Genomic DNA, 12582 nt, shown 5'->3' with positions numbered 1-12582 from the left:
AGTGGTGCGCAGTTTCCGCCCTCTGGCACCCCATCAAGTCCGGACTTTACGCGAATGACCGACAGCTTGTCGACCCAAGGCGCGCCCGCTGCGCCGACCCAATGGATCAAGCCTCTGACGGTGATGACGCTGGTGCAGATCGCCGCCACGGGCAGCATTCTCGCGCTGACCGCGCTGGCGCCCGAAGTCGCGCAAAGTCTTGGCATCGGGGCGCATTGGATCGGCTATCAGATCAGCCTGATCTACTTCTCGGGCATGTTCGCCTCGGGCTTTGCCGGTGCGGTGGTCGAGACCCTGCGCGCCGAGCGGGTGATCCGGCTCGAACTGGCGATTTTCGTGCTCGGGCTGCTGATGTTGGCGAGCGGCCAGCCGGTGCTCATGGTGCTTGCCTCGCTGCTGTTTGGCATCGGCTATGGGCTCAACAATCCGGCCTCTTCGGTGATCCTGCACCGGTTCACCCCGCGCCGCAGCCAGAGCCTCGTGTTTTCGATCAAGCAAAGCGGCGTGCCGCTCGGCGCGGTGCTGGCCAATGTGCTGCTGCCCGCGCTGGCGGTGGCGCTTGGGGCGGGCTGGCGCGTGGCGCTGGTGCTCGCGGCGCTGCCACCGGCGCTGCTGCTGCTGTGGTCGCTGCTGACCGACCGGCCCGAACCGATCCAGCGCGGTGCCGCCTCCGAGGGGGTCTGGCGCCGCATGCTGCGCGAGCAGAAGGCGATCCACGCGGACCCGCGGCTGCAGACGCTCGCCCTGCTCGGAGGGCTCTATTCGGCGCTGCAACTCATCGCCACCGCCTTCATCGTGGTCATGCTGGTCGAACATGGATGGACGCTGGTGGCCGCAGGCAGCGTCGCCGCCGCCTCGCAACTGATGGGCGCGATTGGCCGCGTCGCATGGGGGGTGGCGGCGGACCGTCTGGGCGGCTTCCGCACGCTGGCGCTGATCGGGCTGATCGCCGGGGGCATCCTCTTCTCGCTCTACTGGATCGCCGAGTTCCCCGCGGCGCTGCAGGTGATCCTTCTGGCCGGGCTTGGCGGCGTGGCCTCGGGCTGGAACGGCGTTTTCCTCGCCGCCGCCGCGCGCACCGCGCCGCAGGGCAAGGTGGGGGCCAACACCGGCGCGCTGCTGGTCTACACGTTCATCGGGGTCATTATCGGCCCGTCGTGCTTTGCCTTCATCTATGGGCTGGTGGGCGACTACGGGCTGGGCTTCACGCTGTTTTCCGCGGTGGGCTTCCTCGGCGCGCTGCTCTCATGGCGGCAGGTGCGCGCGCAGGCGCGGGCCGGGCAGGCGGCCTAGGCGCGGCTCTCGCAGCACGGCAAGCGAGTGATGAATTTTCGGGCTAAGCCGCGCCTCTGAGGCGCTGGCAGCGCCGAGAACGCGGCGGACTTGTTGACAGAGTTTCTGCATTAGTCCGGACAATAGGGATGGCAGCCGTGGTGCGACGCCGCCCCCTGCAGCCATCCGGACCCATGCCCCGAGACTCATACCCTAAGACCCATGCCCCGAGACCGCGGACAAGACATGCTCAATCCCCTCCACCCCCTGCGGCACCCGCACCGCAACGCCGTCCCCGCGGGGACACCTCTGGCGCGGCTCCGGTGGGACACGGCTGTCCCCGCGGGGACAGGGGGCGACATGGGGCGCATATCCGGCAAACGTCTATTTTCTCATCACCGGTGCACAGCGCTTGACCGCGCCGCTGGCAGGCCGGTGCGGCGTGCGGAAATTTTCCCGCGCCGCTCTGGCCATTGCCTCCGCCCGCACCCAGCACAGCCGCAAGAGCAGCCGTATCCCGACGGCTGGGAAAGGACCTCTGACATGGAACAGGAGCTGACCGCCCTGCTGGGCCGCGCGCCCTCGGAAGACGAGCTTGCCATCGCCCGCGACCAGCGCGCGCGGGTCGAGACCGGCATTTTCGCCAACCCACTGCTGGACCCGCCGGGCAATGGCACGCTGCGCCCGATGGGGCGCTGCGGCGCGCTGGCGGCCACCGATCCCTTCGCGGAGGGCGGGGCATGACGCTGATCACCATCGCCGAGCTTCTGGGGCGGCTGGACCGGGGTGAGACCACCTCGGTCGCGCTGCTCGAGGATCTGCAGGCGCGCATCGCCGCGCGCGGCACACTCTCGCCGTTCCAGCGGCTCGAATGGGAACGCGCCTATCAGCAGGCCCGCGCCGCCGATCTCGCCCGCCGCGACGGCGCCCCGCTGGGACCGCTGCATGGGGTGCCTATGGCGCATAAGGACATGTTCGACCGCAAGGGCTCGACCGTCGGTTGTGGCGGTCATCCCTCGGCGCGCAAGACCGCGCAGGGCACCGCGGCGGTGCTCGACCGGCTCGACGCTGCGGGCGCGGTGGATTTCGGGCGGCTGCAGATGTCCGAGTTCGCCATGGGCCCGACCGGGCAGAACCATCACCACGGCATGCCCGAGAACCCGGCGGTGCCCGGCGGCGTGCCCGGCGGGTCCTCCAGCGGCTCGGGTGTCGCGGTGGGGATGGGGCTGGTGCCGGCGGCGCTCGGCTCGGACACCGGCGGCTCGATCCGTGTGCCCGCCGCCTGCAATGGCGTCGTCGGCTTCAAGCCCGGCCTTGGCGTGGTGCCGCTGACCGGGGCCATGCCGCTGAGCTGGACGCAGGACACCGTCGGCCCGCTTGCCGCCAGCGTCGATTGCGCCCGGCGCGTGCTGTCGGTGATCTCCGGCGGGCGCACCCGCGCCACCGCCCAGGACCCCGGCCGCCTGCGCATCGGCTTTGACCGCGGCGGCTTCGTCGAGGGCGCCTCGGAGCGGATGCGCGCCGCCATGGCCGAACTGCGCGCCGCGCTTGGCGGGCAGGGGCATGAGACCGTCTCGCTCGACATGGGGTTCTTTTCGGATCTGACCGAACCGGCGAATGTCATCGCCATCTCCGAGGCCGCGACGGTGCATGCCGACCGGCTGCGCGACACGCCCGAGACCTATGGCACGCAGGTGCGCGCGCGGCTGGCGCAGGCGGCGGGCATTCCGGCGCAGGCCTATCTGCGCGCCCGGCAGGTCCGCGAGATCGCCATGGCCCGCACCGAGGCCGAGATCTTCGGCGCTGCAGATCTGATCGTGCTGCCCGGCCTTGCCGATGTGGCGCCGCAGGCCGAGGCGCTGGTGCATGCGCAGGGGGCCGAGATCGCCCGGATGATCTCGGGCATGACCGGCTTCACCCGTCCCGGCTCGATCCTTGGGCTTCCGGTTCTGACCCTGCCCGTGGCATGGACCTCGGACGGGCCGCTCAGCGTGCAGATCATGGGGCCGCGCGGCTCCGAGGATCTGATCGCCGACCTCGCACAGACCTTCGAGGTCGCCCGCCCGCAGATGCAGGGCGCGGTGGCCGAACCCGCATGACCGCTCGAAAGGCATAAATTGATGAAAGATATCGCACTCCCCGGCGCGCTCGACGCCGCCGCCCTCGACACGCTGTTCCTCGAGGCCCGCTCGCAGAACGCGTGGCAGGACAAGGACATCCCCGAGGAGATCCTCGAAAAGCTCTATGACCTGACCAAGATGGGCCCGACCTCGGCGAACTGTGCGCCGGCGCGCTTCGTTTTCGTGCGCAGCAAAGACGCCAAGGAAAAGCTCAGCCCGGCCATGTCCAGCGGCAACCGCGAGAAGACCATGACCGCGCCGGTCACGGTGATCGTCTGCCACGACATCGAATTTTACGAAAAGCTGGGCGAGCTCTTCCCCCACGCCGATGCCAAGCCGTGGTTCACCGGATCCGAGGCGATGATCAACGACACCGCCTTCCGCAACTCCTCGCTGCAGGGCGCTTACCTGATGCTGGCCGCGCGCGCGCTGGGGCTCGACTGCGGCCCGATGTCCGGCTTCGATCCGGCGGCGGTCGAGGAGGCCTTCCTTGCGGGCACCACGTGGAAGGTGAACTTCATGATCAACCTCGGCTATGGCGAGCCGTCGAAAGTGTTCGACCGCCTGCCGCGCCTGAAGATGGAAGACGCCTGCAAGATCGTCTGAGCCGCAGACAATTCACTTCCGGCCCGCGCGGCGTCGCGGGGGCCGGAACCCCCCAGTCTTTTTCTGTGCCACCTCTGCGCTTCTTCTCTTTAAAAATACGCCGGGGGTGAGCCGCGCAGCGGCGAGGGGGCAGCGCCCCTTTCGCCCCTTGGGATAGCACAGAGGCCGCGCACGCCCCGCGCTGAGGCCAACCCCCTTTCCCCTTCCGCCTCATTCCGCTAAGGACCGGACCCAAGCGAAACCAAGCCGGGCCGAGAGATGAAATTCACGCTTTCCTGGTTGAAAGACCACCTCGACACCTCCGCCACGGTGGACGAGATCACCGAAGCACTGACCGATCTGGGGCTCGAGGTCGAAGGGGTCGAAAACCCCGCCGAGCGCCTGTCCGATTTCAAAATCGGCAAGGTGGTCAAGGCCGAGAAACACCCTGACGCCGACAAGCTGCGCGTCTGCACGGTGATGACCGATGCGGGCGAGAGCCAGATCATCTGCGGCGCGCCCAACGCGCGCGAGGGGATCACTGTTGTCGTGGCCACGCCCGGCACCTATGTGCCCGGCATCGACACCACCATCCAGGTCGGCAAGATCCGCGGCATCGAGAGCTTCGGCATGATGTGCTCCGAGCGCGAGATGGAGCTGTCCGAGGAACATGACGGCATCATCGAGCTGCCCTCGGGCGAGGTCGGCGAGCGGTTCATCGACTGGCTGGCGGCGAACGATCCGGCCAAGGTCGACCCGGTGATCGAGATCGCCATCACCCCGAACCGGCCCGACGCGCTGGGTGTGCATGGCATCGCCCGCGATCTTGCGGCGCGCGGTCTTGGCACGCTGAAGGCGCTGCCCGAGGTCACCGTGCCCGGCAGTTTCGCCTCGCCGATCAACGTGACGATCGACGAAGACACGCTGGACGATTGCCCGGTGTTCTATGGCCGCGTCATCCGCGGCGTGAAGAACGGCCCGTCGCCGGAGTGGCTGCAGGACCGGCTGAAGGCCATCGGCCTGCGCCCGATCAGCTTCCTCGTCGATGTGACCAACTATTTCACTTTCGACCGCAACCGCCCGCTGCACGTCTTTGACGCGGGCAAGGTGCAGGGCGACCTGCGCGTGCACCGTGCCAAGGGCGGCGAGACGCTGGAGGCGCTGGACGAGCGGACCTACACGCTCGAGCCGGGCATGATTGTGATCTCGGCCGGCGACACCGTCGAAAGCCTTGGCGGCGTCATGGGCGGCGAGCCTACCGGCGTTTCGGACGAGACCGTGGATGTGTTCCTCGAGGCGGCCTATTTCGAGACCGTCCGCACCGCCTACACGGGCCGCGCGCTGAAGATCAATTCCGACGCCCGTTACCGCTTTGAGCGTGGCATCGACCCGGCCTCGGTGGCGCCGGGCATCGAGGCGGCGACCGCGATGATCCTCGAGATCGCGGGCGGTGAGGCCTCCGAGGTGATCGTGGCTGGCGCCATCCCCGATGTGAGCCGCGCCTATAAGCTCGACACCGACCGGGTGATCAGCCTCGTCGGCATGGAGATCCCGGCACAGGAGCAGCGCGCCACGCTGACCGCTCTGGGCTTCACGCTCGAGGGCGACATGGCCTCGGTGCCGAGCTGGCGTCCCGACGTGATGGGCGAGGCGGATCTGGTGGAAGAGGTGGCCCGCGTCGCCTCGCTGACCAAGCTGCAGCCGCAGCCCATGCGCCGCGCGCAGCCGGGCGTGCCGAAGCCGATCCTCTCGCCGATGCAGAAGCGCGAGCAGGTGGCCCGCCGCACCACGGCGGAACTGGGCTACAACGAGTGCGTGACCTACAGCTTCATCGATCAGGCGGCGGCCGAGATGTTCGGCGGCGGCACCGATGCGACGATGCTGGCCAACCCGATCAGCTCGGAGATGAGCCACATGCGCCCCTCGCTGCTGCCGGGGCTGCTGCAGGCGGCCTCGCGCAATCAGGCGCGCGGCTTTGCGGATATGGCGCTCTTTGAATGCGGTCCGGCCTTCGCGGGTGGCGAGCCGGGCGAGCAGGCGACGCAGGTGACCGGCATCCTTGTCGGGCGCACCGGTCCGAAGGACGTGCATGGCGCCTCGCGCCCGGTGGATGTGTTCGATGCCAAGGCCGATGCCGAGGCGCTGCTGGCGGCCATGGGAGCCCCGGCAAAGATGCAGATCCTGCGCGGCGCCGAGGAATGGTGGCATCCGGGCCGTCACGGCAAGCTCTGCCTCGGCCCCAAGAAGGTGCTGGGCGTCTTCGGCGAGTTGCACCCCAAGGTGCTGCAGGAGATGGACGTGAAAGGCCCCGTCGTGGCGTTCACGCTCTACCCGCAGGAGATCCCGCTGCCGCGCAAGACCGATGCGGCCCGCCCGGCGCTGGCGCAGAACGATCTGCAGGCGGTCGAGCGTGACTTTGCCTTCGTGGTGGATGCGGAAGTGGCCTCGCTCGATCTGGTGAATGCCGCCGCGGGTGCCGACAAGGCGCTGATCGAAGAGGTCCGCGTGTTCGACGAGTTCATCGGCGGCAGCCTCGGCGAGGGCAAGAAGTCGCTCGCCATCACCGTGCGCCTGCAGCCCAGCGACAAGACGCTGAAGGAAAAGGACATCGAAGAGGTGGCGGCCAAGATCGTCGCCAAGGTCGAAAAGGCCACCGGCGGCGCGCTGCGCGGCTGACCTCTGGCTCTGAGAGATCAAAGGCCCCGGTGGAGCGATCCGCCGGGGCCTTTTTGTTTGCGCAGGGGGGCTGGCGGGATGCGGCCTAGTTTCCCGGGCGCTTGGGCGGGGTCATCTCGGCGCCGCTCAGCACACCATCGCCGTTGCGATCCATGCGCTTGAACATCTGCCGCGCGCCGCCGGTGAATTCGGGCTGCGTGATCACGCCATCGCCGTTGCTGTCCATGCGCGGACCGCCGGGCCGGCCCGCAGGCGCACCGTCGCGCGGGGCGGGGCGATTGGCCGCGCCTTGGCGCGGGCCGCGCGGGCGGGCTTCGTCCTGCGAGAGCCTGCCGTCGCGATTGGCGTCGAGCCGGGCGAACATGCGCGCGCTCTGTGCCTCGGCCTCGGCGAGGGTGACCCTGCCGTCGCCATTGGCGTCCATCTGCGTGATGGGGTCACCGCCCGGACCGCCTTGGGCGGCCCCCTGCGGTTGGGCCGCGAGGGCGGTGGTGGAAACGAGAAGGGCGGCTGCTGCTGCGATCAGAGGGTTCATCGGGCGTCCTTTCTGCCTGTGCCCCTCTGATACGCAGCGCGCAGAGCATTCCGTCGCGGGCTTAGCCTTCGGCGGTGAACTCATCATAGGCGGCCAGCGCCTTGGCGGCATACATCAGGCCCGGCCCGCCGCCCATCTGGATCGCCATGCCGCAGACGTCGGCGATCTCTTCGCGGGTGGCGCCGAGCCGGACCAGCGCGCTGACGTGGCTGAGGATGCAGGAATCGCAGCGGATGGCGATGCCGATGCCAAGCGCCACATATTCCTTTTGCTTGTGGTCCAGCGCGGCCTCGGCGGAGGCGGCCTTTTCCATCTCGACGAAACCGGCGAATGTGTCGGGGATGGCCTTGCGCAGTTCGCGCAGTTCGCGGCGTTTGTCGGCGAGTTGTTCCTTGTAGGACATATCAGTCTCCTGGAATGTATTTCACCCCTCCAGACCATGATGGCGGCGGCGCAGCCTTGATGCAGATCAGACAAGAGCAGGGTAGCCGGATTGCGTGGCGCGCAGGGCAAAAAGGCCCCGCTGGGCGGGGCCTTGCCGGTGGTCCGATATGGCCGGGGTCAGCCGAGCAGGCGGCGCGCGATCACTTGCGCCTGAATCTCGGCGTGCAGCCGAGGCGACCCCTCCCCCGGAGGGGTCGCGACATCGTCACCCAAGCAGGCGACGTGCAATCACTTGCGCCTGGATCTCGGCTGCACCCTCGAAGATGTTGAGGATGCGGGCGTCGCACAGGATGCGGCTGATCGAATACTCCAGCGCGAAGCCGTTGCCGCCGTGGATTTGCAGCGCGTTGTCGGCATTGGCCCAAGCCACGCGCGCGCCGAGCAGTTTCGCCATCCCCGCCTCGAGGTCGCAGCGGATGCCCTCGTCTTTCTCACGGGCCGAGAAATAGGTGAGCTGGCGGGCGATCATGATCTCCACCGCCATCATCGCCAGCTTGCCCGAAACGCGCGGGAAGGCGATCAGCGGCTTGCCGAACTGCTTGCGCTCTTGCGCATAGCGCATCCCCACGTCGAGCGCCGATTGCGCCACGCCGATGGCGCGGGCGGCGGTCTGGATGCGGGCGCTCTCGAAGGTCTCCATGAGTTGCTTGAAGCCTTTGCCCTCTTCGCCGCCGAGCAGGTTCTCGCCCTTCACCTTGAAGCCGTCAAAACCGAGTTCGAACTCCTTCATGCCGCGATAGCCCAGCACTTCAATCTCGCCGCCGGTCATGCCGGGGGTGGGGAAGGGGGTCTCGTCGTCGCCGGGGGTCTTTTCGGCGAGGAACATCGACAGGCCCTTATAGTTGTCGCTGCCCGGATCGGTGCGGGCGAGCAGCGTCATTACATGGGCGCGGGCGGCATGGGTGATCCACGTCTTGTTGCCGGTGATGGTGTAATCGCCGCTCTCGTCCTTCACCGCGCGGGTGCGCAGCGAGCCGAGGTCCGAGCCGGTGTTGGGCTCGGTAAAGACCGCGGTGGGCAGCGTCTCGCCGCTGGCGATGCGGGGCAGCCATTTCGCCTTTTGCTCTTCGGTGCCGCCTGCGATGATCAGCTCGGCGGCGATCTCGGACCGGGTGCCAAGCGAGCCGACGCCGATATAGCCGCGCGAGAGTTCCTCGGAGACCACGCACATGGAGGCCTTGCTGAGGCCAAAGCCGCCGTGTTCCTCGGGGATGGTAAGGCCAAAGACCCCCATCTCGGCCAGTTCCTCGATCACCTCCATGGGGATGTAATCATCCTTGAGGTGCCATTCATGTGCGTGCGGCTCGACCTTTTCCACGGCGTAACGGCGGAACTGCTCGCGGATCATCTCTAGCTCGTCGTCGAGCCCGGTGCGGCCCACGGTGATCTCGGCGGCGCGCTCTTGCATCAGTTCGACAAGGCGCGTGCGGGCGCTCTGGCTGTTGCCGCGCGCGGCGAGGGTTCCGGCGGCGCCGGTCATCAGCGGCGCGGCGGCGGAGACGGGCAGTCCGAGATCGCTGAGGCGCACCATCTCGCCCTGATTCATCTGGATGCCCCCGGCGATCTGGCTGAGGTATTCGCCAAAGCCGATCTGCAGAAGCAGCTGTTCGATCTCGCCGAAGGTGCCCTCGGCGGCCATGCGCTCGGCCCAGCCGTGCAACTGCCGCAGCGACTCGGCGTAGGTGGCGAGCCATGCCAGACCATGGGCCGCGAACTGGTTTTCCTCGATCAGCCGACCGGAGACGCGGCCGTCTTCCTCGGTCAGGGCGCGCAGGGCGCTGCGGGCCTCTTCAAAGATCTGTTCCACCGGGGCCAACGCCGCGCCGGTGAGCCCCAGAAGATCGTCCAGAATCGTGCCGTCCTTCAGCATGTCACCCTGTCCGTCATGCGCCATGAATCATCTCCTCCTCGTGCCAGAGAGGGGATAGCGATTTTGCAGTCGCAGCGCAACAAAAATACCCTGTGATAAAATCATGCGACTTAATATTACCCTATCGTTCGGGGCTGTCGCGGCGAAGCGCCCGTGATATGAGCCACTTATGGACGCGCTTTTCTCTCTCGTATCACCGCAGACCTTTGCCCTCGCCTTCGCTGTCGCAGCACTGGCGGGCACGGTGAAGGGCATGGTGGGCTTTGCCATGCCGATGATCATGATCTCGGGGCTGGGATCGGTGGTCGGTCCCGAACTGGCGCTTGCAGGGCTAATCCTGCCGACGCTGGCGACCAACGCCTTTCAGGCCTTCGGCGAGGGGCCGCGCGCGGCCTGGGAGACGGTGAAACGCTTCAAGGTCTTTCTGATCGTGGCCTTCGTGATGCTGGCGCTCTCGGCGCAGCTGGTGCGGGTGCTGCCGTCGCAGGTGCTGCTGGCGATGATCGGCGGGCCGGTGGCGCTCTTTTGCCTGATGCAGCTGGCCGGATGGCGGCCGAACCTGCCGAACGGCTCGACCCCGAGGCTCGAGGCGACGGTGGGCGCGGTGGCCGGGTTCATCGGCGGCATGTCGGGGGTCTGGGGGCCGCCCTTCGTGGCCTATCTGACGGCGATCGGCACCGAAAAGCGCGATCAGATCCGCGTGCAGGGCGTGGCCTATGGGCTAGGGGCGATCTCGCTGACCGCCGCGCATACGCTCTCGGGGGTGTTTAACGCGCAGACCGCGCCCTTCTCGGCGGCGCTGCTGATCCCGGCGCTGGGGGGCATGTGGCTGGGCCGCCGCGTGCATGACCGGATCGATCAGGCGATGTTCCGGCGGATCACCCTGATCGTGCTGCTGGTGGCGGCGCTGAACCTGCTGCGGCGGGCGTTCTTTGGCTGAGGGCGGATGAGGGGCGCTGCCCCTCTGCCCTGCGGGCATTCACCCCGGCGTATTTTCAAAGAGAAGAAGGGCCCGGTTCGGTCAAGCCGGTCAGTCGAAGAACAGCTCGGGGTAGCCGGTGCGCGGGTCGGGCGCGCGGCGGAAATGCACCGGGGCGAGGCCGAGGATCACCTCGGCGGTGGTGCGCACGATGGAGCCTTCGAGCAGATGCCCGCCGAGCATCTGGCCGCGCGAATCCGACACCGAGATATGCAGATGCGGGCCGTCCTTCGAGAAGGTGCCCGACAGTGAGACGATCTCGAGCGTCACCTCCAGCAGCATCGCGCTGTCCTTTCCGGCGGGGCGCAGGGCGACTTTGGAGAGGCTTCCGACGCAGGCGACGACGAACCCCGCATGCTCGCGCTCGGCCGCGAATGCCGCCTGCAGGGCGGCGCGCAGATCATCGCCGGGCAGCAGGCGCAGCGCGAGGAAGCGAGTTGCCGCGCCGGGCCATAGGGTTTTGAGATCTGCGGACTGCGGGGTTTCGGGGCTCATACGCCAAGAGTGACACAGGCCGGGGCGATCTCCTACGCCCATCGCAAGACCTGTCGCGCTTCGGCGTCAGTTCGCGCGTTTGGCCAGCCAGTCCGAGGCCGCGGCGAGATCGCCCTGTCCGAGACCATGCCCGGCGGGCAGCAGGCGGGCGTCGAGCGCCGCGCCGCAACGCTCCAGCCAGTCATTGAGCGCCGGGGCGTAGCGGCCATAGGGATCGGCCTCACCGGCGAGTGTCAGCACTTCGAGATGCGACAGATCCGGCTCGGGCGGCTCTTCCAGCACCAGCATCGGGCGCAAAAGGATCGCGCGCCGCAGCAGCTTGGGGTGCAGCGCCATGAGCGCCGCGGCGAAATTGGCGCCGTTGGAATAGCCCAGCACGGTGAGGCGCGCCGGGTCGATCCGCTCGTGCTGCAGCAGCGCGGGCAGGGCCTCGGCGAAGGCCTGCGCCTCGCTACGGATCTGCGCCTGATCGAAGCGCGCCATTTCCAGCCGCCGGAACCAGCGGGTCACCCCCTCGTCGGTGGCGCGGCCGCGCAGACCCAGAAGCGTGGCCCGCGGTGCCAGCATCTGCCCCAGCGGGATGAGATCGGTCTCTGTGCCGCCGGTGCCATGCAAGAGCAGCAGCGCGGAGCCATCCGCGGCGTCGGGGCGGTGCAGGTGATGGGCGAAGGCGGCAGTGGTCATGGCGCGTGTCCGAGATTGTTGCTTGAAAGAAGATAGGGGCGCGCGGCGCCGCTGTCGCCCCGCCGCCCTGCGCGCCATCGCGGGGGGCCTGTTCGCAGGCGCAGGGTCTGGCGGCGCGCGTCGCAAGGTTGCAGGGTGCCTGCGCGGCGCGATGCTGCTAGGAGGGGCGGTACCACAGGAGGAGGGCCGGGGCACACCCGGCGGTTCAGGCGCATGTTCGACTTTTCACACCCGTTTTTCCGTCCGCTCTGGCTGCGCGTGGCGATCACCGCGGTCTGCCTCGGCTGGGGGCTTTTGGAGATCGCCATCGGCGGGCCGGGCTGGGCGGTGGTTTTTCTGGGGCTGGGGGCGATCTGCGCCTATAAGCTGCTGATCGCCTATGAGCCTCCGGCGGATGGGAAATAGCGCTGCGCGGAGGGCTCTGGCGAAGGGATATCGCGGGCTCCCGCAGTCTGCGCAACGGAAGCCGGATTTCTGGGAGATATCCGGTTGACCACGCCTTCAGAACCTTCTAGAGAGCGCAACACAGTAGGGGTATAGCTCAGCTGGTAGAGCGACGGTCTCCAAAACCGTAGGTCGCGGGTTCGAACCCTGCTGCCCCTGCCACGTACCACCGCCCAGAGGGCCGGGTTGGTCACCACTCTTTCCGAGATTTCTGACATGGTTCGCGCGGCGCATCTGTTTGCGTCCTTCGCTCTGTCTGGCGAGGCCGATCGGTCGGCTTTCCGCCAATGTAAGCTGCCTTGGGAAAACATGTTTCGCCTCTTGCGGGAATTGCCCTAAGGTCAGGGCGAGACGATATTTTACGAATTCTACCGAGATCTTGATTTCCGAGACACCGACATGCGCGTTGCCAGCCCGCGGCCCCGGCCCTCTTTTCCCGCGCTCCGCGGCGCCTTTCGGCGCTTTGTCGCATCCGGCG

12 protein-coding genes and 1 tRNA gene are annotated in these 12582 nt (G+C 67.9%); 8 read left to right on the top strand and 5 right to left on the bottom strand.

All coding sequences use genetic code 11. The features are described 5' to 3' along the window. Window positions 1-54 precede the first annotated feature (54 nt). From ACXAD2_RS08855 to pheT, 5 genes are all read left to right on the top strand, one after another. Window positions 55-1293 carry an MFS transporter gene (locus ACXAD2_RS08855; RefSeq protein ID WP_475169129.1) on the top strand — a complete coding sequence of 413 codons (1239 nt, stop codon included), beginning with the start codon at window positions 55-57 and terminating at the stop codon, window positions 1291-1293. A gap of 522 nt (window positions 1294-1815) precedes the next feature. Beyond that, window positions 1816-2016, top strand: coding sequence for a hypothetical protein (locus ACXAD2_RS08850; RefSeq protein WP_066104504.1), 201 nt, complete (start codon window positions 1816-1818; stop codon window positions 2014-2016). Continuing rightward, the gene (locus ACXAD2_RS08845) at window positions 2013-3371 is read left to right on the top strand and encodes an amidase (RefSeq protein ID WP_475169128.1); all 1359 of its coding nucleotides are present in this window, start codon (window positions 2013-2015) and stop codon (window positions 3369-3371) included. Before ACXAD2_RS08850 ends, ACXAD2_RS08845 begins: the two co-directional genes overlap by 4 nt. Before the next feature lie 21 nt (window positions 3372-3392). Further along, on the top strand, window positions 3393-3998 hold the full coding sequence (locus ACXAD2_RS08840; RefSeq protein WP_475169126.1) for a malonic semialdehyde reductase: 606 nt from the start codon (window positions 3393-3395) through the stop codon (window positions 3996-3998). A 258-nt stretch (window positions 3999-4256) separates the two neighbouring features. Then, complete coding sequence (pheT, locus tag ACXAD2_RS08835; RefSeq protein ID WP_475169125.1) at window positions 4257-6653, top strand: phenylalanine--tRNA ligase subunit beta; 2397 nt, start codon at window positions 4257-4259, stop codon at window positions 6651-6653. Between the two features lie 85 nt (window positions 6654-6738). On the opposite strand, the gene ACXAD2_RS08830 is transcribed toward pheT, so the two are convergent. The 3 genes from ACXAD2_RS08830 to ACXAD2_RS08820 form a co-directional block, all read right to left on the bottom strand. Further along, entirely contained in the window at window positions 6739-7188 is a 450-nt protein-coding gene (locus tag ACXAD2_RS08830; RefSeq protein WP_475169123.1) for an EF-hand domain-containing protein, read from the bottom strand. A 61-nt stretch (window positions 7189-7249) separates the two neighbouring features. Next, window positions 7250-7591 carry a carboxymuconolactone decarboxylase family protein gene (locus ACXAD2_RS08825; RefSeq protein ID WP_066104517.1) on the bottom strand — a complete coding sequence of 114 codons (342 nt, stop codon included), beginning with the start codon at window positions 7589-7591 and terminating at the stop codon, window positions 7250-7252. A gap of 246 nt (window positions 7592-7837) precedes the next feature. Beyond that, entirely contained in the window at window positions 7838-9526 is a 1689-nt protein-coding gene (locus ACXAD2_RS08820) for an acyl-CoA dehydrogenase family protein (protein ID WP_475169119.1), read from the bottom strand. A gap of 145 nt (window positions 9527-9671) precedes the next feature. On the opposite strand from ACXAD2_RS08820, the gene ACXAD2_RS08815 reads away from it, so the two are divergent. Beyond that, window positions 9672-10442 carry a sulfite exporter TauE/SafE family protein gene (locus ACXAD2_RS08815; protein ID WP_475169117.1) on the top strand — a complete coding sequence of 257 codons (771 nt, stop codon included), beginning with the start codon at window positions 9672-9674 and terminating at the stop codon, window positions 10440-10442. Between the two features lie 90 nt (window positions 10443-10532). Here ACXAD2_RS08815 and ACXAD2_RS08810 read toward each other — a convergent pair whose 3' ends face one another. Together ACXAD2_RS08810 and ACXAD2_RS08805 are read right to left on the bottom strand one after the other, a co-directional pair. Continuing rightward, window positions 10533-10976, bottom strand: coding sequence for a PPC domain-containing DNA-binding protein (locus ACXAD2_RS08810; RefSeq protein ID WP_164182219.1), 444 nt, complete (start codon window positions 10974-10976; stop codon window positions 10533-10535). A gap of 66 nt (window positions 10977-11042) precedes the next feature. Beyond that, window positions 11043-11660 carry an alpha/beta hydrolase gene (locus ACXAD2_RS08805; RefSeq protein WP_475169115.1) on the bottom strand — a complete coding sequence of 206 codons (618 nt, stop codon included), beginning with the start codon at window positions 11658-11660 and terminating at the stop codon, window positions 11043-11045. Window positions 11661-11873: 213 nt separating this feature from the next. Here ACXAD2_RS08805 and ACXAD2_RS08800 point away from each other — a divergent pair, with 213 nt between their 5' ends. Continuing rightward, window positions 11874-12065, top strand: a complete 192-nt coding sequence (locus ACXAD2_RS08800) for a hypothetical protein (protein WP_066104532.1) — start codon at window positions 11874-11876, stop codon at window positions 12063-12065. A gap of 125 nt (window positions 12066-12190) precedes the next feature. Beyond that, window positions 12191-12266: transfer RNA gene (locus ACXAD2_RS08795), tRNA-Trp, on the top strand. Window positions 12267-12582 lie beyond the last annotated feature (316 nt).

It is taken from the genome of Salipiger sp. ABN3_019 (assembly GCF_056158605.1).
The sequence above is the reverse complement of the archived record's forward strand: the minus strand, read 5'-3'. Positions and strand labels throughout refer to the sequence as shown.